22 protein-coding genes and 1 pseudogene are annotated in these 21,361 nt (G+C 69.5%); 12 read left to right on the top strand and 11 right to left on the bottom strand.

Annotation, left to right across the window (positions count from 1 at the left end):
• Positions 1–36: 36 nt before the first annotated feature.
• On the bottom strand, positions 37–432 hold the full coding sequence (locus tag OHA89_RS36085) for a helix-turn-helix domain-containing protein (RefSeq protein ID WP_215140360.1): 396 nt from the start codon (positions 430–432) through the stop codon (positions 37–39).
• A gap of 83 nt (positions 433–515) precedes the next feature.
• Here OHA89_RS36085 and OHA89_RS36080 point away from each other — a divergent pair, with 83 nt between their 5' ends.
• A complete protein-coding gene (locus tag OHA89_RS36080) occupies positions 516–1,178 on the top strand; it encodes a nitroreductase family protein (RefSeq protein ID WP_266612138.1) in 663 nt (220 codons plus the stop codon).
• 178 nt (positions 1,179–1,356) lie between these two features.
• Here OHA89_RS36080 and OHA89_RS36075 read toward each other — a convergent pair whose 3' ends face one another.
• Both OHA89_RS36075 and OHA89_RS36070 read right to left on the bottom strand, forming a co-directional pair.
• Entirely contained in the window at positions 1,357–1,677 is a 321-nt protein-coding gene (locus OHA89_RS36075) for an NAD(P)H-binding protein (protein ID WP_266612136.1), read from the bottom strand.
• 19 nt (positions 1,678–1,696) lie between these two features.
• The gene (locus OHA89_RS36070; protein ID WP_266612135.1) at positions 1,697–2,122 is read right to left on the bottom strand and encodes a hypothetical protein; all 426 of its coding nucleotides are present in this window, start codon (positions 2,120–2,122) and stop codon (positions 1,697–1,699) included.
• Positions 2,123–2,377: 255 nt separating this feature from the next.
• On the opposite strand from OHA89_RS36070, the gene OHA89_RS36065 reads away from it, so the two are divergent.
• Both OHA89_RS36065 and OHA89_RS36060 read left to right on the top strand, forming a co-directional pair.
• Positions 2,378–3,601 (top strand): cytochrome P450, encoded by a 1,224-nt coding sequence (locus OHA89_RS36065; protein ID WP_406367980.1) that lies wholly within the window; start codon positions 2,378–2,380, stop codon positions 3,599–3,601.
• A 184-nt stretch (positions 3,602–3,785) separates the two neighbouring features.
• Positions 3,786–4,625: an oxygenase MpaB family protein gene (locus OHA89_RS36060; RefSeq protein WP_406367979.1), complete on the top strand. Its 840-nt coding sequence runs from the start codon at positions 3,786–3,788 to the stop codon at positions 4,623–4,625.
• A 69-nt stretch (positions 4,626–4,694) separates the two neighbouring features.
• On the opposite strand, the gene OHA89_RS36055 is transcribed toward OHA89_RS36060, so the two are convergent.
• The 3 genes from OHA89_RS36055 to OHA89_RS36045 all read right to left on the bottom strand — a co-directional run bounded on the left by OHA89_RS36055 (position 4,695) and on the right by OHA89_RS36045 (position 7,632).
• Positions 4,695–5,060, bottom strand: coding sequence for an acyltransferase (locus OHA89_RS36055; protein WP_266612133.1), 366 nt, complete (start codon positions 5,058–5,060; stop codon positions 4,695–4,697).
• Positions 4,972–5,886: an acyltransferase gene (locus OHA89_RS36050; protein WP_266612131.1), complete on the bottom strand. Its 915-nt coding sequence runs from the start codon at positions 5,884–5,886 to the stop codon at positions 4,972–4,974. Before OHA89_RS36050 ends, OHA89_RS36055 begins: the two co-directional genes overlap by 89 nt.
• Before the next feature lie 99 nt (positions 5,887–5,985).
• Positions 5,986–7,632, bottom strand: a complete 1,647-nt coding sequence (locus OHA89_RS36045) for a cytosine permease (protein ID WP_266612129.1) — start codon at positions 7,630–7,632, stop codon at positions 5,986–5,988.
• Positions 7,633–8,087: 455 nt separating this feature from the next.
• On the opposite strand from OHA89_RS36045, the gene OHA89_RS36040 reads away from it, so the two are divergent.
• Positions 8,088–9,284, top strand: coding sequence for a serine hydrolase domain-containing protein (locus OHA89_RS36040; protein ID WP_406367978.1), 1,197 nt, complete (start codon positions 8,088–8,090; stop codon positions 9,282–9,284).
• Between the two features lie 112 nt (positions 9,285–9,396).
• On the opposite strand, the gene OHA89_RS36035 is transcribed toward OHA89_RS36040, so the two are convergent.
• Both OHA89_RS36035 and OHA89_RS36030 read right to left on the bottom strand, forming a co-directional pair.
• Positions 9,397–9,786 (bottom strand): helix-turn-helix transcriptional regulator, encoded by a 390-nt coding sequence (locus OHA89_RS36035; protein WP_215140534.1) that lies wholly within the window; start codon positions 9,784–9,786, stop codon positions 9,397–9,399.
• Positions 9,787–9,974: 188 nt separating this feature from the next.
• Positions 9,975–10,349, bottom strand: coding sequence for a hypothetical protein (locus OHA89_RS36030; RefSeq protein ID WP_215140369.1), 375 nt, complete (start codon positions 10,347–10,349; stop codon positions 9,975–9,977).
• A gap of 443 nt (positions 10,350–10,792) precedes the next feature.
• Between OHA89_RS36030 and OHA89_RS36025 the strand changes: the two genes are divergently transcribed.
• Entirely contained in the window at positions 10,793–12,187 is a 1,395-nt protein-coding gene (locus tag OHA89_RS36025; protein WP_266612126.1) for an amidohydrolase family protein, read from the top strand.
• A gap of 3 nt (positions 12,188–12,190) precedes the next feature.
• Here OHA89_RS36025 and OHA89_RS36020 read toward each other — a convergent pair whose 3' ends face one another.
• Positions 12,191–13,033: a helix-turn-helix transcriptional regulator gene (locus tag OHA89_RS36020; protein WP_266612124.1), complete on the bottom strand. Its 843-nt coding sequence runs from the start codon at positions 13,031–13,033 to the stop codon at positions 12,191–12,193.
• A gap of 211 nt (positions 13,034–13,244) precedes the next feature.
• Between OHA89_RS36020 and OHA89_RS36015 the strand changes: the two genes are divergently transcribed.
• The 3 genes from OHA89_RS36015 (at position 13,245) to OHA89_RS36005 (ending at position 15,812) form a co-directional block, all read left to right on the top strand.
• Complete coding sequence (locus tag OHA89_RS36015) at positions 13,245–13,949, top strand: VanZ family protein (RefSeq protein ID WP_406367977.1); 705 nt, start codon at positions 13,245–13,247, stop codon at positions 13,947–13,949.
• Positions 13,950–14,017: 68 nt separating this feature from the next.
• Complete coding sequence (locus OHA89_RS36010) at positions 14,018–14,713, top strand: response regulator transcription factor (RefSeq protein ID WP_215140374.1); 696 nt, start codon at positions 14,018–14,020, stop codon at positions 14,711–14,713.
• A complete protein-coding gene (locus tag OHA89_RS36005) occupies positions 14,706–15,812 on the top strand; it encodes a sensor histidine kinase (RefSeq protein ID WP_406367976.1) in 1,107 nt (368 codons plus the stop codon). The genes OHA89_RS36010 and OHA89_RS36005 overlap by 8 nt, the downstream gene beginning before the upstream one ends.
• A gap of 4 nt (positions 15,813–15,816) precedes the next feature.
• On the opposite strand, the pseudogene OHA89_RS36000 reads toward OHA89_RS36005, so the two are convergent.
• A pseudogene (locus OHA89_RS36000) lies at positions 15,817–16,297 on the bottom strand (transcriptional regulator).
• 136 nt (positions 16,298–16,433) lie between these two features.
• Here OHA89_RS36000 and OHA89_RS35995 point away from each other — a divergent pair.
• The gene (locus OHA89_RS35995; protein ID WP_266612608.1) at positions 16,434–16,829 is read left to right on the top strand and encodes a RidA family protein; all 396 of its coding nucleotides are present in this window, start codon (positions 16,434–16,436) and stop codon (positions 16,827–16,829) included.
• Positions 16,830–16,955: 126 nt separating this feature from the next.
• Here OHA89_RS35995 and OHA89_RS35990 read toward each other — a convergent pair whose 3' ends face one another.
• Complete coding sequence (locus tag OHA89_RS35990) at positions 16,956–17,984, bottom strand: trans-acting enoyl reductase family protein (protein ID WP_266612606.1); 1,029 nt, start codon at positions 17,982–17,984, stop codon at positions 16,956–16,958.
• 122 nt (positions 17,985–18,106) lie between these two features.
• On the opposite strand from OHA89_RS35990, the gene OHA89_RS35985 reads away from it, so the two are divergent.
• The 3 genes from OHA89_RS35985 (at position 18,107) to OHA89_RS35975 (ending at position 21,307) form a co-directional block, all read left to right on the top strand.
• Entirely contained in the window at positions 18,107–19,141 is a 1,035-nt protein-coding gene (locus OHA89_RS35985; RefSeq protein ID WP_266612116.1) for a helix-turn-helix domain-containing protein, read from the top strand.
• A gap of 199 nt (positions 19,142–19,340) precedes the next feature.
• Positions 19,341–20,213 carry a cyclopropane-fatty-acyl-phospholipid synthase family protein gene (locus tag OHA89_RS35980; protein WP_266612114.1) on the top strand — a complete coding sequence of 291 codons (873 nt, stop codon included), beginning with the start codon at positions 19,341–19,343 and terminating at the stop codon, positions 20,211–20,213.
• Positions 20,210–21,307, top strand: coding sequence for a hypothetical protein (locus OHA89_RS35975; protein WP_266612113.1), 1,098 nt, complete (start codon positions 20,210–20,212; stop codon positions 21,305–21,307). The genes OHA89_RS35980 and OHA89_RS35975 overlap by 4 nt, the downstream gene beginning before the upstream one ends.
• Positions 21,308–21,361: the final 54 nt, after the last annotated feature.

Below are 21,361 nucleotides of genomic sequence, written 5' to 3'. Positions count from 1 at the left end.
AGGCCCTGGCCGCGTCCGGCACGGCCGTCCTGCGACTCAGGGGGCCTTTCCAGCCTCTGACGTGACCCGGGCCCGGGCCCGCTCGATCTCGTTGATATGGGTTTCCGTCCACTGACGGAGCGCGGTGATCGGCTCCGCGAGGCTGCGGCCGAGCTCCGTCAGGTCGTATTCGACCCGGGGCGGAACGGTGGGATACACGGTGCGGGCGACGAACCCGTCGGCTTCGAGACCGCGCAGAGTCTGAGTGAGCATCTTCTGCGACACGCCCTCGATGCGCCGACTCAAGTCGGTGTACCGCAAGGTGCCTTCGAGGAGGGCGTCCACGACCAGAATGGTCCACTTGCCGGAGATGTGATCAAGGACCTGGCGTGTGGGGCACTTCGCGGAGTACACATCGGCCGGCAGCCCGGACGATTCCACAGTGGTCTTCATGCGGGGAGAGTAACGCACAAAATAGTGCCTTCTTCCCCATGAAGAGTGACTCTCCAATAGTGAGTGACATGACGAGTCCCACGATGTCTGTCGCAGAAGCGATCCGCACCCGCCGCACCGTCCGCCACTACCTGCCCGACCCGATCCCGGAGACCACGCTCGACGCGCTTCTCGGTCTCGCCATTGAGGCCCCCACCAGCTGGAACCTGCAGGACCGGTCGATCGTTGCGGTATCCGAGGACGAGGGCCTTGCCGGATTGGCATGGGCCACGGGGGGCCAGCCCCAGCCGCAAGAGGCTCCGGTCGTACTGGTCTTCGTCGCCGAGCCTCAGTCCTGGCGTGATGACCACAGCGACGTCTACGAGCAGGCGCGGTGCAGCGGAGCGTGGAACGACGAGTTCGTCGCGATGTTCTCCGCCGCGTCACGGGTGTTCCAGGAGGATCTCGACCAGCGGGGTCTGCTCCGGGAGTACGCGGTCAAGGACGCCATGATCGCGGCATCCTTCGTGATGCTTGCCGCCACGGAGATGGGCCTGGCGACTTCGCCCATGAACGGCTGGGACGAGGCGAAGGTGAAGCAGGTGATCGGGATCGGTGGCCGTGACGACCTGGCCATTGCCCTGCTGGTGTCGGTCGGCTACCCGGCGGAGGACCAGCGCCATCCAGGTCGGCGTGCCCGGGAGCGCACCGTCTTCCGCGAATCGTACGGAGCCGACGGGGCGGGGAATGACACGCGCCAGGAATAGGTGCCCTGTACCGGTAACACCGATCCGCTGAGGCAGCGGCTGCCTGCGCAGTCGAGGACAGCGTGTCCGCGGCCGGGCAGGGCCACGTCGGTCCCCGGCGCTGATCCCGCAGGCGGCGAGGCCCTGTGCCGGGATCCACTCTGCCGCGCCGGCCGCCACCCGCTGCGACATCAGCTGGTCAGGAGCGGAGCAAGCCCGCCCCGAGCATGCCGGCCAGGGCTGCCTCGTCGGGTACAGCGACATACTCCACCGTCCGTCCGAGGGCGGTGGAGAGCCGGTGGGCGACCTCGGTGAAATCACGAAAGGGATCCCCGCCGAGCGCAGGCGGTGCTCGATGCGGCCGTGCTGATTGCGCAAGGTCGGCGCCGGGGCCGAGTACGGCAGTGGCTCGTTCCGGGTTGCGGGTGAGCGCGCGGTGGGGGATGCCTCGTCGGCGCAACTCGCTCGCAACCTGTCGTCCGACGTTCCCGGTCGCGCCAGTCACCACTACGGTCGTCATCCCCTGCCGCACGGTCCGGCTAGAGCTTTGCGATGTCCTTGTGGATCACTTCGATCCCGCCGTCGTGGTAAGCGGCCAGACGCACTTTGAGCTGATGGCCCTTGGGCGCCTTGATGATCCGGTTGAGCGTCTCCCCCATGCTGCCGCCGTAACACGGAGGCTCGGAGTTGAGGGCGGCCCAGCCGTCCCCCAGGTCCTTCGGGTCGTTCCACTCCACCCAGACGCAGTCGGGCTCGCCGGAGTAGGCCTCCAACGAGATGATCTTGACCGAGTTCACCGCGCCGTCGACGCGCTCATAGGTCACAGTCGCGGAATTGTGGTGGAGGCCGGTACCGGCCTCCAGGGGGACCGTGCTGAGCACCGTGTCGGCAGCGGCCGGAGCCGCTCCTCCCGTTATCGTCGCGGCCACCACCGCGACGGTGACAGACAGGGCAGGTATGCGCATGTTCCGTCTCCACGAAGCTAGTTGAGGAGATCTCACCCTAGCCGGGCATGCGGACTCGCGCTCCGACAACATCCGCCAATCGGAGGCCGGAATCGAACGGGTCGTAGAGCGGGGGCACGCCGGCGATCCGTTCCGGCGGGCGCGGAGGCGTACTTCCTTGGGCAGCAGGGCTCCTGCATCATGGCCCGGCAGCGGAGTACACCCGTGCGGGCTGCCGCCCCGCGTCCCGCTACCGACCGCGACCCGGAGGCCCGTGTGCCGTCGCACGACCAGACAAGGCGCGATGAGCTGTACCTCGACCCGTACCCGCTCTACGCCCGCGCCCGCCGGACCGAGGGACTGACGTACGTACCCGAGTTCGACGCGTGGCTGGTGGCCCGGGATCAGGACGTACGGGAAGTGCTGCTGCGCGCCGAGGACTTCTCCTCCGCGAACGCCCTGCTGCCGGACATCCCGCTCTCGGAAGCGGCGCTCGGCGTCCTGCCGCGGGGGTTCGCACCACGCCCCACCGTCGTCACCACGGACGGCGCCGACCACCGGCGGCACCGGGCCGTGCTGAACCGCGGACTGTCCGCCGCACGCGTGTCGGCCCTGCTGCCGTACGCCCGGGAGTGCGCGCGGGAACTGGTGGACGGCATCGCGGCGACCGGATCGGCCGAGCTGATGGACGCGTACGCCCGTCGGCTGCCCGGGCAGGTGGTCGGCCGGCTGATCGGACTGGACCCGGCGGACGTGCCGGCCGCGGTGCACGGCGGGTACCGGGCCGAAGAGCTGCTGTTCAGGCCCATGCCGCCGCAGGCTCAGTCGGCCGCCGCCGCGGACGTCGTCGCGCTTCAGCACCTCCTGGACGGATACATCCGCGACCGGCGCGCCGCTCCCCGGGACGACCTGTGCTCGTCCATGGTGGCCACTCTCGCTCCCGGCGGCGGCGAACTCACCCTGGAGCAGCGCCACGAACTGGTGGCGAGCCTCCAGAACCTCCTGATCGCCGGATTCCTCACCACCAGCGCAATGATCGGCACCACTCTGCTGCATCTGCTGCGCGACCGGCCGCAGTGGGAGATGCTCTGCGCCGATCCTGCGCTGATCCCGGCCGCGGTGGAGGAAGCAGCACGCTTTGACACGCGCGTCCAGGCCTTCCGCCGCACGGCCACCCGGCCGGTGTCCCTCGCCGGCACGAAACTCCCCGCCGGTGCCACAGTGCTGGTCGCCTACGGTTCGGCCAACCGGGACGAGGACCGGTACGAACGCGCCGGCCGGTTCGACATCAGCCGCCCCGCCCGTCACCACCACCTGGCCTTCGGCCACGGACCCCACGGCTGCCCCGGCTCACAGCTGGCGCGCGAACAACTGCGCCTGACCCTGGAGGTGTTCACCCGTCGACTGCCAGGCCTCGGCCTGGACCCCGACGTTCCCCCGCCGACCATGCGCCCCACCTTGATCCATCGCTCCCCGCAGACCTTGTACGCGACTTGGTGAACACCTCCTGCGCGGGAGATGCCTCTGCTGGTGGCAACGGCGGGTTGGTGTCGCCTCGGAGGGTGGTGGTGGCGTAACGCTTCCACCCCCCAGTGGTTGAGCTTGATGAGCGGCTCGTCGAGCTGCCGGGAGCGGGCCGCTACCTCGGCGGGGTCTCCTTGGCCGACTGGGGAGGCTGGTACGTGTGGGTTCGGTGGCGGCAGCGCGGATCCGTGCTCGTGTCGAGGCGACGGTGTACGGGGGTGATCTGTCCTCGCTTGCGCCTGGCCGGCCCGGCGGGCGACCCTGGGCTGTTCATCACTCCTCATACCGGCAGGACCCGGTCCGCCGCCTCAACCAGACCACGGGATTCATCGCGGTGACCAGCTTCGGGTCGTGCCAACAGGCGCGGGCGGCCATCGCCAGGGTCCGCCGGCGCCACGGACCCGTCCGCGGCACCGCGCCCGACGGACGGCCGTACGCGGCCTCTGATCCGGCTCTGCTCACGTGGGTGCACGTCGCTGAGGCGAGCTGCTTCCTGTCGGGCTATCAGGCATACGGGGGAAGCCCGCTGACGGACCTGCAGTGCGATCGGTATTTCCGGGAAATGGCCGTCATCGCCGAGGAACTGGGCGCCTCCTCCGTCCCCGCCTCGACCGACGAGGTCCGCTCCTACCTGGCCTCGGTTCGCCGCGACCTCGCGCCCAGCGACGCGTCCCTCGACGCGGTCCGGTTTCTTCGCGGTCTGGGCCAGGACGCGCTGGAGCGTACGGCCGTGCGCATCCTCATGAACGCCGCGGTACGGGTTCTGCCCGTCTGGGCCCCACCACAACTGAACCTCAACCACCCCGGCCCGGTCCTCGACCTGCTGCACCGCGCCGCTGCCCACGCCCTGGGCGCTGTCCTGCGCTTCGGCTGCGAGCCCTCGCCCATTCTGGAGACGGCCCGGGCCCGCGTGAACACTCCCCATGCCGGAGGCTGCGTCGACCATGCCGTGCGCATCCCCGACCCGTTCCCCCGAGAAGCGCTCCTGTCGGGGAAGTAGCCGGAACTGCGGTCCGTGCAAGCCTCTATACCGGACCACGGGTTGTCCGTGGGGTCGGCATCGGTGGCGTCATTCGTGGTGGGCTCGGTCGGCCTGCTCCTCGCGTGGCCGTGCGGGGGTGGGCAGTGGAGCGGAGCAGACGGTTTGCAGGGCCTTACGGCTCCAGGCGCGAGTGATCGGGCGTTCGTAGCAGCGGTAGACCACCCAGGCCGCACCCACCGACACTCCGGTCAGACCGAGGGCCAGCGGGACGCCCGTCGAGGTGCCGAATGTGCGCTCGGGGCCCGCCAGCCAGCGGGAGAGGAGCAGGAGGGGGAAGTGGACGAGGTAGAGGGCGTACGAGGCATCACCGAGCGCGACGGCAGTGGGCCGGGCCAGGAAGCCGGAGCGCCCTTCGATGTCGGCCAGGGCAAGGCCGGCGATGACCACCGTCATAGGAGCGGCCATCGCCGCGCCCAGCGCGAACTGCGGCGGCACGAAGGGCAGCGTGGCCAGGACCGCCACCGGCAGACCACGCGACCACGCGCGCGTCGGGCGCGGAAGGAGGCCGGTCTGCAACAGCCTCGCGGGTCACGATGCCGAGAACGAACTCCGGCAGCCGGACGGGCGGCAGCACGTAGCCGAACCACAGACTGTTCTCGTTGACGGGCAGCCAGTCATACAGGGCGGGCCCGGGGATGCGCCCGGCGACGGCCGGCAGGACCAGGATGACCAGGACGACGGCCACCCACACCGCGCGCAGCCGGCGGGCGGGAATGCGCATCGTCAAAGCCAGCAGGGCCGGGTACAACGCGTAGAAGAACGCTTCGCACGAGATGGACCAGGCCGGAGTGTTGAAGCTGAAGAACCAGTTGGCGTCCGGAACCCAGGCCTGCAGCAGGAACAGGCCGGTGACAGCGGCGCCCGGGCCATGGCCGGTCTCCATGCTCAGCACCCGCCCCGCGCCCGTGCACCCGAAGAACACCACCGCGAGAGACCAGCCCAGGACATGGTTGGGGAAGATCTTCCAGAAGCGGCGCCGCCAGAACGCCCGCGGCCGGTCCCCGGGACGGTGCGCCCAGGTCAGGACGAAACCCGACAGGACGAAGAATCCCGTCACTGCCGTGCCCGCCAGCGGCGCGAGTCCCCCGAGCGCCATCTGCAACGGTCCGTCGAACAGCCCGGACACATGGAACACGTGGCTCAGCACCACCACGAGGGCGAGAACGAAGCGGACACCCGTCAACGAAGGCAACCTCAATGGCCCGGCCGGCTCCGTCATCGCACGCCTTCCCTGGGGCCTCGCCCACTGCACAGAAGCACCTGGCACGGAACGCGAGGCGTCACCCACGACAACCGCAACCAGCGCCTCAGGTCACGGCTACCCAGCCGGCAGGACGTGGTCGCCGACCTTGTCGGTGCTCAGGCACAGCGAGCAGACGACCGCGTCGTGGGTGACACAGGCGGTGAGGTCGGGGCGCTCGTAGGACTGACGGCAGACGTGGCAGTCGAGGGTGACCGCGCTCGGGTTGCCGTCGGTGTCCAGCAGGGGTTCGGTGATGCCGTCCTCGGTGCGGCGCAAGTAGTAGCGGCCCTTGGTGATCACGGCCATCAGCGGGGTGACGACGAAGGCGATGACGGCTGCGGCCACGGGCGAGTACGGCTGGAGGGTGTCGCCGAGGAGGTGGAAATACATGGCGATCGACAGGCTGGAGGCGGCGACGAAGGCCACGACGCCGACCGGATTGACCGCGTGGAGCATGCCCCGGCGGAACTCCGGCTGGAGCGGGGACAGCTTCAGTACGTACTTGTTGATGCCGATGTCGGTGGCCACGGTGACCACCCAGGCGATCGCGCAGTTCGAGTAGAAGCCCAGGATGCTGTTGAGGAAGCTGAACATGTCGGCTTCCATCAGGGCGAGTGCGAAGGCCAGGTTGACCAGGACGAAGACCATGCGGCCGGGGTAGTGCTTGGTGACGCGGGTGAAGGAATTCGTCCAGGCCAGCGAGCCGGAGTACGCGTTCGTCACGTTGATCTTGATCTGGCTGATGACCACCAGGACCACGGCCAGCGGGATGACCATCCAGGACGGCATCATCGCCTCGAAGGCGCCGCGGAACTGCTGGATGGGCTCGGGCGCAGCGGCCGGTCCGACCTCGGCGATGATGTAGACGGCGAGGAAGACGCCGATGGCCTGCTTGAGCGCACCGAGCACGACCCACCCGGGCCCGGCCATGATCACGGCGGTCCACCAGGTGCGCTTGTTCGCCTCGGTCTTGGGCGGCATGAAGCGCAGGTAGTCGATCTGCTCGCCGATCTGCGCGATCAAGGACAGGCACACACCCGCGCCGAGCAGGACGGAGGCGGTGTTGACGGCGCCGTCGCCGTTCGTGCCGGGGTAGGCCAGGAAGCGGTCGACCGTGCCGGGGTCGTTGGCGATCAGGTAGATCAGCGGGCCGACCATGAGCAGCAGCCAGATCGGGGTGGTCCACACCTGGAGCTTGCTGAGCGCCTTCATGCCGTAGACGACCAGCGGGATCACCATGAGCGTGGAGACGGCGTAGCCCAGCCAAAGCGGCAGTCCGAGGCCGAGTTTGAGGCCCTGGGCCATGATCGCGCCTTCGAGGGCGAAGAAGATGAAGGTGAAGCTGGCGAAGATGATGCTGGTGAGGACCGAGCCGTAGTAGCCGAAGCCGGAGCCGCGGGTGATCAGGTCGAGGTCGATGTTGTAGCGCGCGCCGTAGTAGGCCAGCGGGAAGCCGGTGATGAAGATGACGACCGCGGCGACGGTGATGGCAACGAGCGCGTTGCTGGTGCCGTGGGCCAGGCCGATGCCGGCGCCGATGGAGAAGTCGGCCATGTAGGCGATGCCGCCGAGGGCCGTGGTGGCCACGACCATGGGGGTCCAGCGGCGGTAACTGCGGGGTGCGAAACGGAGGGTGTAGTCCTCCAGCGTCTCCTTGACCGCCTGGTCGGCAGCGGGCTCCGTCGTGTCCGTCGTGATCTGTCGTGACTCGGTGGTGCTCATGCCACGCCTCCCGGTGGGGCTGGATGCAGGTGCAGGTGCTGCGATGCGGTGGGGAGCCCCGTGTGGCGCCGTTGACAGGACGGGGAAGGGATGACGGACCGTCATCAGTGGTTTCCGTCGGCCCTGTATATGGCTGTGATCCCACGGTCGGTCACGCTAGAAAGCGGTTGTTACCCCGGGTGCGCGTTGTGGTGAACGCCGTGTTTCCGCAGGCTGCGTACGTACCCCGCACGCGGCGCAGGTGCGTCTGCCCTGTCCTGGACCGTGTCCCAGGGTGCGACCTTGGCCCAACGGTGCTGAAGGTGTGCCGCAGCCCGGTTGCGACTTACGCAGCCAACCGGGGGTACCGGTGCGTGCCGTGGGCCCCGGTGCGGGGCGCGGGCTGCTAGGCAGGCTGATGTACGGCTCGGGTCTCGCCGGCCCCGCCGCCCCACCGCACACCAGGAGACACGCACGTGCTGACCCTCGCCCGCGGACGCCGCCTCCGCACCGGACTGTCCGCCACCGCCCTCGCCGCCGCCGCGCTCGGAGGGCTGCTGCAGCCCGCGCAGGCAGCCGGCGACCCCGGTCCGGCTGATGGCGGCCCGCGCCACGACAAGCGCCTCCAGCAGCAGCTCGACCGGCTCGTCGCCCAGGACGACGGCCCGCCCGGGGTGATCGCCCTCCTCACCCGGGGAGACCGTACGGACGTGTACACCGCCGGTGTCGGCGACATCGCGACCGGCCGACCGCCGCACCCCGACGACCACATGCGCATCGCCAGCATCGCCAAGGCGTTCAGCGGGGCCGTCGCCCTCCAGCTCGTCGACCAGGGCCGGCTCTCCCTCGACGACACCATCGGCGAGCTCCTGCCCGACCAGCCGGAGGTCTGGCACGCGGTGACCCTGCGTCAGCTCCTCCAGCACACGAGCGGCCTGCCGGACTACACCACCGCCCCCGAGTTCGTGGAGATCCTCCGCGCCGACCCGCACCACGTCTTCGACCCGCGCACGCTCCTCGACTTCGTGGCCGGGGAGCCGCTGCTCTTCAGTCCCGGCTCCCTGTACGAGTACTCCAACTCGGACAACATCGCCGTCGCGCTCATGGCCGAGGCCGTCTCCGGCAGCCGCTACGAGGACCTGCTCAAGGACCTCGTCTACCGCCCGCTGGGTCTGCGCCGCACCAGCCTGCCCCTGGGCTACCAGCTCCCACGGCCCTACCTGCACGGCTACGACGTCCTCCCCCCCGCCGAACCGGAGGACATCAGTGAAGCCCTCGGCGCCTCCAGCGTCTGGGCCTCCGGCGGCATCGTCTCCACGCCCAACGAGCTGGGCGCCTTCATCCGCGCCTACGGCGGCCCCACCCTGCTGTCGGAGAAGACCCGCAAGGAGCAGCTCACCTTCCGCCCCGGGGACTCCTCGGAGCCTGCCGGCCCCGGCACCAACGCCGCCGGGCTGGCGATCTTCCAGTACACCACCCGCTGCGGGGTCCTCTACGGCCACACCGGGAACTTCCCCGGCTACACCCAGCTCGCCGCCACCACCCCCGACGGCACGCGCTCGCTGACCTTCTCCATCAACACCCAGACCAGCAAGAGCAACAAGCCCGCCCTGCTGGCCCGGCTGCGTACCGTGCAGGAGGATTTCGCCTGCGCCCTTCTCAAGGGGCACTGACGGGCGGGCCGAGAGCGAGGCGGCGGCCGCCGAGCCCTGCCGGGAGTTCCGCCCGTCCAGGCAGGCAGGCAGTGACGCCTGTTGTCACCGCCTGCCGCCAGGACCGGGCGGATCAGTGGCCCGCGCCACCAGCCGTTCCCGTGCCCGGTCCCGTTCCCACGGCGTCGGCGCCGGGTTCCACCTGCCGTAGTTCGGCCAGGAGTTGGCTCTGCCCCGCCAGCAGCTCGGTCAGGATGCGCCGGGCCGCGCGCAGCAGGTCGGCGACGTCGCCGCCGGCGAGGGCGTAGCTGACGGTCGAGCCCTCGCGGGTGGAGATGACGATGCCCGAGCGGCGCAGCACCGCCAGTTGCTGGGAGAGGTTGGATGCCTCGACGTCGATCTCGGCCAGCAAGTCCCTCACGGGCATGGGCCCGCCCTGCAGGAGTTCCAGGACCCGGATGCGGACCGGGTGTCCGAGCATGCGAAAGAACTCGGCTTTGGCCTGGTACAGCGGTACTTGCACTCCCACGAACGCTCCTGCTGTGTTGCTTGGACCGTGGCCGCGGCTGCGGGTCTTCGAGTCGAGCCGGTCTTTGGTGTCCATCGTCGCGTCCGATGGGCCCGCGCATGCCCGAACTTGACCGGTTTCGGATGTGCCGGGTTGAAGAAGTCTTCAACTTGTGGGCATGCGTGGGCCCCGATCATGCGGCGTTACAACTCCAGCGCTGCCTCGATGCGCTTGAGCTGGTGGCGTGCCATGGCCAGGTTGGAATTGTTCTTGTCCAGCACCACGTACAGGAACAGTCCGTTGCCCCCGCGGCCCTTGAGCAGCCGGAGCAGGTGGTACTGAGTGCCGAGCGTGATCAGTAGATCCTCGATGTCGTCCTGCATGCCCAGCATTTCCATGGTGCGGACCTTGGCCCGGATCACATCGGTGTTGCCTGCGGCGGCGACCGTCAGGTCGAGCTCCTTCCCGCCGCCGAGGGTGCCCAAGGCCATTCCGCTGGTGTAGTCCACCAGTGCGGCACCCAGCGCGCCCTCGATCGAGGTCATCGTCTCCTTCAACGAGACTTCCACATTCGCCATCGCCGTCCGCGCTCCCTTGCTGTTCTCTCTCCACGCCCGGCACTCGGTTCCAACTGAGGGCCGGACCGTCTGTGAGACAAAAGCTACTGAGCGTGGGGCGACCTGCGTGCTGAATGGTGAATTCGGCGGAAACCGGCCCCTGCCCGGCTATCATTCGCCTGGCCTCGGCCGCTGTACGGCGCACCTACCTCTGTGCGGGACGAGCCCGGACCTTCGCGCCGGACAGGCGTGAAGGCGAGGCCGGCTGCTGGCCTTCTTCCTGGTCGACCAGCGGTAGCCGAGCGACGGGCTACGGGCTACGGGCTACGGATCGAGCGGTGAGCCTGGGCGTGCTGTACCTGGGCAGACAGCGGCCTGGTTGCGGCCGTCGCATGGGCCGAGGCTGGGGTCATCACCCACCCTGCACAGGCCCACGGCCCTGGCATGACGGACAGGACTTCCCCTTGACCACCTCCGATACCACCAGCCCGGCCGTACTCGAACAGCTTCAGCGCCGGTCCGGCGACCCGAAGCGGCGCATCCTGTTCACCGGGGCGACCATCGTCACCATGGACCCCGACCGCGGTGTCCTGCACAACGCCGATCTGCTCGTCGAGGGCGAGACGATCACCGCGATCGGTTCTGGCCTGATCCGGGACGGCGCGGTGGTTGTCGACGCCACGGGCACGATCCTCACGCCGGGCTTCGTCGACACGCACCGGCACGCCTGGGAGACCCAGCTGCGCCGGATCATGCCGGACGTCGACGACCTCGGCGCCTACGTGATGTCCACTCTGGCCGGCTACGCCACTGTCTACCGGCCCAACGACATGTACGTCGGCACCAAGCTGGCCGCTTTGACGGCGATCGACAGCGGCATCACGTGCATGCTCGACTTCTCCCATAACTCCCGTACCCCCGCACACTCCGACGCCGCCGTCCAGGCGCTGATCGACACCGGTATCCGCGGCGTGCACGCCTCGATGGGCCCGCACTTCGGTGACTGGGACGAGCAGTGGCCCGGAGACCTGGCCCGCCTCAAGGAGAAGTACTTCGCCGGCGACGACCAGTTGCTGACCCTGCGCCTGGCCGCCCTGGCCACCGACGAGATCGCCGGGCCCGCCCTCGCCTACGGTCCCGAACTGGCCCGCACAGCAAGGGAACTGGGCATCGGCGTGAGCGTCGACGCCGTCTTCGGTACCTCCTCCTCGGCGGCCGTCCTGAACTGGGAAAAGGAGGGCCTCCTCGGGGCGGACGTCACGCTCATCCACGCCACCGGCCTGACTCACGAGGCCTGGAAGGCGATCGGGGAGAGCGGCACGACCATCTCCCTGGCCCCGACATCCGACGCCCAGATCGGGCTGGAGACCGCGATCCCCGCCGTCGACGAGGCCTTGGCGGTCAGGGTCCGGCCCGGTCTGAGCATCGACGTCGAGGTGGCGCTGGTCAGCGACATGTTCACGCAGATGCGGGCCTTGCACGCCATCCAGCGGATGCGCGCGGTCAACGCCGTCTACGGCACCGACCAGCAGCCGGCCCGCATCACCACCCACGACGTACTGGACTTCGCCACCCTCCAGGGAGCCCGCACCAACGGCCTGCAGCACGTCACCGGATCGCTCACCCCGGGCAAGAAGGCAGACCTGCTGGTCATCCAGGCCGAGGACCTCAACAACATGCCGCTCAACGACCCGATCGGCACCGTCGTCCTGGGCTCGGACGCCCGCAACATCAGCGCCGTCCTCATCAACGGCGAGCCGCGCAAGTGGAATGGCCAGGTCCTCGACGTCGATCTGGCCGCCTTGCGCGACGAGGTCCACGCCTCCCGCGAGTACGTGCTCCACACTCCCACCGCCTGAGTGCTACTGCTCCGTGGCAGACTCCTGGCGGGATGTGGCGTGGAGGCTGCCGAGCAGGGCGAGTGCCTGATCGCTGGGGCTTCCCGGTTCGGCCTGGTAGATCACCAGCTGCTGGCCCGATGCTCCGCGGACGTCGAAGGTTTGGTAAGTGAGGGCGAGCGGCCCGACGTCGGGGTGGAGGAGATCCTTGGCATCACGGGTCTTCCCGTGCACGGTGTGCGCGGACCACAGAGCGGCGAACTCCTCGCTCGCCTGGGCCAGGGAGCCGACGACATCGCGCAGGCGCCGATAGTGCGGGTCGAGGCCCGTGGCGTGGCGCAGTCCGGCAACGACTGCCTCGGCTGCCCGCCCCCACTGCGTGAAGAAGCCCCGGGCGGCCGGGTCGAGGAAGGTCATGCGGGCCATGTTGTCCACGTTCTCGAACGGTGAGAACAGTGCGTCGGCCAGAGCGTTCGAGGCCAGGAAGTCGTTGGCCGGGTTCAGAACGAACGCCACGGCGTTCCGGTGTCCGTCCAGCATCTGCCGCAGCGCAGGACTGACCGTTTCCCTCGGCTGCGGCCGCTCACCGTCCGGCGCCATGCCCGCCAGCCGGAACATGTGCTCCCGTGCCTCGTCGTCCATCCGCAGCGCACTGCTGATGGCCTCGAGGATCTGCGGGGAGGGGCTGCGCTCGCGGCCCTGTTCGAGGCGGGCGTAGTAGTCGCTGTTCATGCCGGCCAGGACGGCGACCTCCTCCCGCCGCAGCCCCGCCACCCGGCGAGCGCCGTAGGAGGCGAGCCCGACATCATCGGGTCGCAGACGAGCGCGGTGGGCGCGCAGGAAATCGCCGAGATCGTTGCTGGTCACCCCTCCAGACTATGCCGCACCCCATCTCGCGCGCCTGGGTGCGCCATACCCGGGCACGCTTCGTCCTGGCTCCCTTTTCCCGGGGATCGACGAGATGTTCACCAGGGTCGCCTTCCCCGTCCAATTCCCTGATGCCCGGGGGCTGCGTGTATCGCGGGCGTATCGAAAATCGCATACGCCACCGCAACGGCCCTCCGTCTCCAATGGGGGCATGAACCACAACGCGTCCATGTCAGCACCTCCCCGCAACGTGCGCGGGATCGTGCTCCTCGGCCTGGCGATCCTCGGCATGGCGAGCGCAGTGTTCATCGTTCGGGGGCCGCTCATGATGTCCGCTCCGATGTGCATGGCCGGGCGGTGGCACGGCTGCTTCGATACGTTCAACGGTGTGGTGCTCATGACGTTGGTCGCGTTGCCGTTGGCCCTGCTGGTGGTGTGGGCTCTGGCACGCCGTCGGCGTGCCGCCGGCGTCACATCGGCGTGGAGGATGTCGCTGGCCGAGGTGGGCATGGTCCACGGCACGGCGCCGTTCATTTGGATGACCATGATGCCGGGCGGCGGGGCCGGCACCGTCCCCGCCCGGGTGAGCCTGGTACCGCTGCGGGACCTGGTCACGATGGGGCCGCTCGGAATCGTCGGCAACCTGCTGGTCTTCGCGGCGCTGGGGTTCTTCGCCCCGATGCGGTTCGCGGCGCTGGCGTCCGTGCCCCGGATCCTGGCGCTCGGGGCGGGCTGCTCGGTCCTGGTCGAAACCGCACAGTACGTCCTGCGGCTGGACCGGGTGTCCTCCGTGGACGACGTACTGGTCAACGCCGCCGGCGCCGTGCTGGCCGCGCTGGCGTCGCGCCGCTGGTGGCGCACCACGGCGCAAGCGCCGTCGGACCAGCCGCGCCCCGCGCTGGCACCGGCAGGCTGAGCCGCGTGTCCGGTGTGCACACGTCTTTGCACGCGTCGGCGACATGGTGTGCCGCTTAGGCTTCGGACATGCGCGTACTGATCGTGGAGGACGAGCCCTACCTGGCCGAAGCCGTCCGTGACGGTCTGCGGCTGGAGGCGATCGCCGCCGACATCGCCGGCGACGGCGACTCCGCCCTGGAACTGCTCAGCGTCAACTCCTACGACCTCGCGGTCCTCGACCGCGACATCCCCGGCCCCTCCGGCGACGAGGTCGCCCGGCGCATCGTCGCCTCCGGCAGCGGCATCCCGATCCTCATGCTCACCGCTGCCGACCGCATCGACGACAAGGCTTCCGGGTTCGAGCTCGGCGCCGACGACTACCTCACCAAACCGTTCGAGCTGCGGGAGCTCGTCCTGCGGCTGAGGGCGCTCGACCGCAGACGCGCGTACGCCCGGCCCCCGGTCCGCGAGATCGCGGGCCTGCGGCTCGACCCCTTCCGCCGGGAGGTCTTCCGCGACGGACGTTACGTCGCGCTCACCCGCAAACAGTTCGCCGTGCTGGAAGTCCTCGTCGCCGCCGAGGGCGGGGTCGTCAGCGCCGAAGAGCTGCTGGAACGGGCCTGGGACGAGAACGTCGACCCCCTCACCAACGCCGTTCGCATCACCGTCTCCGCACTGCGCAAACGGCTCGGCGAACCGTGGATCATCGCCACGGTGCCCGGCGTCGGCTACCGGATCGACACCGGCAGGGACACCATCGCCCCCGGCAGCACGCATGCATAGGCGCCCAGGGCTCAGCGCCCGGCTGAAACTCACCCTCAGCTACGCCGGATTCCTCGCCGTCGCCGGTGCTCTCCTGCTGGCCGTGGTGTGGGTGTTCCTGCTGCGCTACGTACCCGACAACTCCCAGGGCCTTCTCGGGATCTCGCCCAACCGCTACCTCCTTGTGCACACCTTCGCCCCCGCCGCGGCCGTGGCGATGGTCTTCCTGCTCGTGTTCGGCCTCCTGGGGGGATGGATCCTCGCCGGCCGGATGCTCGCACCGCTCACCCAGATCAGGGATGCGGCACGGATGGCCGGGAACGGGTCGCTGTCCCACCGGATCCGCATGGAGGGCCGCCAGGACGAATTCCGTGAACTCTCCGACGCGTTCGACTCGATGCTCGAACAACTCGAGTCCCAGGTCGCCGAGCAGCAGCGGTTCGCCGCGAACGCCTCCCACGAACTGCGCACCCCGCTGGCGATCTCGCGGACGCTCCTCGACGTAGCCCGCAAGGATCCCACGCGGGACCGGGGCGAACTCATCGAACGCCTCAGCGCTGTCAATACGCGGGCGATCGACCTCACCGAGGCCCTTCTGCTGCTCAGCCGCGGCGACCGCGGAGATTTCACCCGCGAGAGCGTCGACCTCTCCCTCACCGCCGAAGAAGCCGCCGAAACGCTGCTTCCCCTAGCCGAACAGCGCCGGATCACGCTCGACGTCACCGGCGGGACGGCCGGGACCAGCGGCTCCGCGGAGCTCCTGCTGCGGATGGTGACGAACCTCGTCCAGAACGCCATCGTCCACAACCTCCCCGCCGGCGGCACCGTGACGGTCCACACCGAGGCGCAAGGCGACACGAGCGTGCTGCGGGTCGAGAACACAGGTCCTCGGCTCTCACCGGAACTGGTACCGACCCTCACCGAACCCTTCCAGCGGGGAACGGAACGCGTACGCACCGACGAGCACGCCGGCGTCGGCCTCGGCCTGGCCATCGTGCACAGCATCGTCCGCGCCCACGGCGGAACCCTCGGCCTCGTCCCCCGCCCCGCCGGCGGTCTCCTCGTCACGGTCCGGCTTCCCGGTACACCGCAGGCACCGTCCCCGAGCGGGGCCCACTAGATCCTCAGGACGAGTCTCCGTAGCGGGTGACGATCGCGGCGGCGCGGTTGCGCAGGGAGGCGCGCAACGACTGCGGGGCCAGGGCTTCCGCGTCCGTGCTGAGCTGCCACAGCGCCCATTCCGCGTGCCGTGAATCCTGGAAGGTCACCTCCAGTCGCAGCCAGCCGTCTGCGTCGGGTTCTTCTGCGCGGACGGCCAGCGCGGTGTCCAGCAACTCCTCCCGCCGCGCCGGGTTCACCCGTACCAGCACGGTGATGTGGTCGCCGCCGGAAAGAAACTGCGCGGGTCCGGAAACCCGGCAACAGTGCGAAACCGCCGTGCCTGCCGCGTTCGGCGTAGACCGGGACGCCGGCGGCGGACAGCGCCTCGATGTCGCGCAGCACGGTGCGGGTGGATACCTCCAGTTCGCGGGCCAGCGTGTCCGCAGTCAGCCGACCGCGCTGACGCAGCAGCAGCACCAGCGAGACCAACCGGTCGGCGCGCATACGAGAACGTTAACGGAATACATGACAGAGGGTGTCGTGATTTGTTGGGAGGCTCGTTTACGCGACGTCGAAGCCGGTGGCTAGCGAGCCGTTGGACGTACGCACTCCCGATGAATCGAATGGAGCTGACGTGGCAGTGGAACGAACGGCGGTCAACCCGGTGACGTGGTCGCAGGAGTTGGGATTCAACCAGGGTGAGGTCGTCTCCGGGCACACACGGACCCTGTACATCTCGGGGCAGACCGCGATGAGCGGCGAAGGCAAGCCCCAGCATGACGGTGACATTGCGGCGCAGTTGACGCTGAGCATCGACAACCTGGAGGCCGTGCTCGGCGAGGCCGGCACGTCTCTCGCGAACCTCGTCCGGCTCAACGTCTACACGACCGACGTCGATCAGCTTTTCCAGCACTACGGCGTGCTGGCAGCGCGGTTGGGTGCCGCCGGGGTCGCGCCGACCTCCACGATGCTCGGGGTGACGCGACTGGCGATCCCCGGCCAGATGGTCGAGCTCGAGGGGACCGCGGTCGCGTGATGTGACCTCACCGCCCCTGCTGCTCGTGCCGGTTGAACCGGCACGAGCAGCAGGCAGCTGGGTGGCTGCCGGCGCGAGGTGCGGGAGCAGTCCGTTACGGCTGCAGTCCGTTACGGGTGGAGTTCGTTACGGGTGGAGCTCGAGGGTGACGTGCGGGAACAGCGCACTCAGGAAATCGGGGGCGTCGAACATCTCTCCCGCCGAGGCGACGCCGACCGCATGGGTGCGCCCGGTGAGGACTCGCTCGAGCGCTTCCACGACGAGGGGCGCGGTGACGGCGTAGATGTCCTGACCGCGCGCGACGGCTCGTCGTTCGGTGTCGCCCGAGCGCACGACGGCGTCGATGAGGAAGGTCTGGTCGGACCGGCCGCTCTCGTCGGCTGCGGCCGGCGCGGGCGTGTCGGAGGCCACTACCTCGCGGGCCGCCTCTGCCGTCATGTAGGTGGTCACGTCGGGGATGGACAGGTGGCTGGGTACGGTCACGACGTCGGCCATCGTGAACTCCCCGATGACGGAACGCGGGCCCATCGGCTCGGGGAAGGGCCATTCCAGGGTGGGCGGGGCGTCGGTGCGGTGCTCCCACTGGCCGCCGGTGTAGCGCAGCCGGTAATCCCCGCGCCGCTCCCGGGAGACAGCGCTCGACAGGCGCGTCCCGGCGGTGGGGTGCCAGCTGCTCAGTCCGAACGCGATGTGCGCCGAGTCGGCCCTGGTCCAGTCGCCCATCGCCGCGGTGGCCAGCAGGTCGCCCAGACCGCCGAAGAAGGCCATCGCGGGGACGATGACCGCTCCCGCCTCGCGTGCCCGGTCGGCGAAGTGCGCGAAGGTGTCGAGGTTGGCCTCGATCTCGGCCGCCACGTCCAGGTACGGGATCCGTGCCCGCAGGGCCGACTCGATCACCGGGGCGGTCGTCGAGGCGAACGGGCCCGCGCAGTTGATCACGGCCGCTGTGCCGGCCAGGGCGTGGTCGAGCGAGGCCGGGTCGTCGACCGAGGCCACGCGAACGTCCAGCCCGGTCTCGTGCGCCAATGCCTTCAGCTTGTCGGCGTCGCGGCCGGAGAGAACCGGGACGTACCCGCGCTTCAGCAGCTCCGCCACCACGAAACGCCCCGTGTGCCCGTACGCACCGAACACCGCCACAGTCTGGCCCGATCCCATGAGGTTGCTCCCCTGCACTCGCCTGATCCGCAGTTGGTCGCTGCGATCTGTCATGGCCATCCTGGCGAGGAAGAGAACGCTGCACGAGTGTCTGGAACGACATGCCCCGTACAATTCCGGACATGCGTACTGTCGCGTTGGCCGTCACTGACGGCATGCTGCATTTCGAACTGTCCATGGCGATCGAGGTCTTCGGCTCGGACCTGACCCACATCGTGGACCCCTGGTACCACTTCTCGCTCTGCGGATCGAGCGCCGTACAGGTCGACCGCTTCCGCCTGGAGCCCGACCACGGGCTCGACCACCTCGCGCACGCCGACACCGTGATCGTCCCCGGCTGGGCCGACACCGATGTGGACCCGCCGGCGGAACTCGTCGACGCCGTGCGCGCAGCACACGCGGCGGGCGCACGCGTGGCCTCCCTGTGCACAGGGGCCTTCATCCTGGCCGCCGCCGGCCTGCTGGACGGCAAGCGCGCCACCACACACTGGGCGCACACCGGGGAACTGGCCAGGCGCCACCCGAAGGTCACGGTGGACCCGGACGTCCTCTACGTCGACAACGGCGACGTGCTCACCTCCGCCGGCAAGGCCGCGGCCATGGACTTGTGCCTGCACCTCGTCCGCCTCGACCACGGCTCGTCGAATGCCAACAAGATCGCCCGCCGGCTGGTCGTACCACCACACCGCGACGGCGGCCAGGCCCAGTTCATCGCCACCCCCGTCCCCGCCCCGGGCAACAATCCGCTCGCCACCCTCTTCCCCTGGGCCCTCGGGCGGCTGGACGAACCCCTCACCGTGGAAGACCTGGCCCGCCAGGCACGGATGAGCTCTCGCCACCTGGGCCGCCACTTCAAGTCGCTCACCGGCACCACCCCGCTGCAGTGGCTCCACATCCAACGCATCCGCCACGCCCAGGAACTCCTGGAGACCACCGACGACACCATCGACACCATCGCCACGGCCACCGGCATGGGCACGGCCACCACCCTGCGCCGGCACTTCCACCGGACCGTCGGCGTCCCACCGGACGCCTACCGCCGCACCTTCCGCTCCCACGCCCGCTCCCACACCGACAACCGCGGGCGACACCACCGGCCAGAGGCTGCCGACGCAGCGGAAGCCCGCAGTGGAGTTCCCCCGATGCCGCACGTATGAACGGATGCTGCTCCGTGCTGCTCCAGTGGCTGACGTGGAGCCCGCGAAGTGCCACGATGATCCGTGCTTCAACAGTGTGCCGGTCGGGACGCGGGTGAGAGCGGCGGCAGCGTGTCCGAAGACCAGCCCTACCCAACGAAAGGGCGGACACCCCATGCGCGTCATACCCCTCGTATCGTCCTTAGGCAGCGATCAGGGCTTGGCCCCGGACGATTCGGTGCGGCTCTACTACACCCGCAAGACACAGGAGATCCTCCAGAAGTACGGTCCGGGCCCCCGAGTGCACTTCCACGTAGGGCTGTATCCCGACGACCCCCCGGAGACCACCGTCTCCCAGAGCACACTGCAGCAGCGCCTGTCCGCCGCGCAGGAGCGGATCGTCGAGCACGCGGCCCGTTCGTGGGGCGCGTACGAGGCGCCTCCCCGGCGGCTGCTGGACATCGGCTGCGGCCTCGGCGGCACGTCGCTGTACTGGGCGCAGGAGCACGGGGCATCGGTCACCAGCCTCACCGTCGCGGCGGAACACGTCCCGATCGTCCGGCACTTCGCCCGTCACGCGGGGGTCACGGGGCGGGTGACGCCCGTACTGGCTGATGTGCACGACCTGGACGAGACCCGTGCGTACGACGCCGTCTACGCCAACGAGAGCAGCGGCTACACCGACCGGACCCGGCTCTTCGAGGTCGTCGCCAAGGCGCTGGTGCCCGGTGGATGGTTCGGGATCCAGGAGCACTTCGTGGGCCGCTCCGAGTGGCGCGAGTTCATGGACGGCTACTACAGAACGCGGCTGGGGCGGCGCGGGGAATACCTGGCCGCGGCCGAGGCCGCCGGCTTTGAACTGGTACAGGACGAGGACGTGACGGACTCGGTGGCGGAGTTCTGGGTGCAGTCCATGGCGTGGAACACCGCCGAACTCGACCGGCTCAGATCGGGCGCCGGAGTCGGACCCGGCGCCTGGACCGGCGAACGGCTCGAGCAGTCGACGATCGCGCACAGCAGGTTCTTCCGGCTCTGGCGTGACCACGCGGTGCAGACGCGGCTGCTGCACTTCCGGATCGGTAGCGGCCGATGACCGTCTCCCCGCGCCCCTCCCGCCTCGGTTCGCGCCTGCCGTCCTTCTACTGCCCCCTGGAGCGCGACCTCGTCCATCCCGAGGCGAAGCAGGTGGAGGCCTGGGCGGTCGAGTGGCTGGACGCCTTCGGCCTGTACCCGGATCCGGTCGAACGCGCGTGGGGTCTCGCCACCCACAGCGCCGACTTCTCCTGCCGCATCATCCCCGACGGGGACGTGGAGGCCCTCCTGCTGTTCACCGAGTGGAACTACTGGGCCAACGCCGTCGACGACTGGCAGGATTCGGGTTCCGACGAGGTGGGGACGGGTGCCGTCGTCGAACACGGTGCGCGTCTGCTGCGGACCATCGAGGACCCCGGGGTGTCCGTGCTGCCCGACGGGCCCATGACCCGCGCGCTGCTGGACCTGGTGGGCCGCACCCACGCCATGCTCACCCCCTACGAATTGCGAAGGTTCGTCGAGGGGACGCGGGACTGGCTGCTCGGGGCGGCCTGGCGGGCCGCCCAGGCCGAGGCCGGGACCATGCCGGGGCTGAACGACTTCGTCGCCATGGGGCCGCTGGCGAACGGTACACGCTTCTCGCTGACCTGGTCCGACGTCGCACGCGGAGACCGGCTGCCGGCGGACGTGCTCTGTTCCCCCGCCCTGACGGCGCTGACGGACGCGGCGGGATTCGTCGTCAGCGCGGACAACGACCTGTTCTCCTACGACAAGGACGACCACCTGGAGCCGCGCGAGGTGAATCTCGTCAATGTCCTCGCCCATCAGGAGAACTGCTCCCCCGCCGAGGCCGTGCCCCTCGCGGTTGCCTTGCGTGACCGGGTGATGGTCCTCTTCGTGAGGCTACGAGCACAGCTGGACGAGGGTGCGGACGGGGAACTGCGCCGTCACCTGGCGGCGTTGGGCCACTACATGGCCGGCTCCATCACGTGGCAGAGTCGGGCCCCCCGGTACGCCAGTCCGCGCAATCGGTACGAGCTGCCCCTCGAGGAAGCCGGGTTCGCGGTCCGGTTCGCCGATGACCCCTGCGTCGCCGGATTGGAGCCACCGGATCTGCCGGCTCTCGCGTCCTGGTGGCGCCGGGTACGCGGCTGAGCGATGACGAGGGCCCCGGCCGGTGTGGCCGGGGCCCCTGGCGCGGAGGGCCTG

This window comes from Streptomyces sp. NBC_01546, assembly GCF_045208355.1.
In the GTDB taxonomy this organism is placed as follows: Bacteria; Actinomycetota; Actinomycetes; order Streptomycetales; family Streptomycetaceae; genus Streptomyces.
This window is presented reverse-complemented; position numbering and strand designations above follow the sequence as displayed.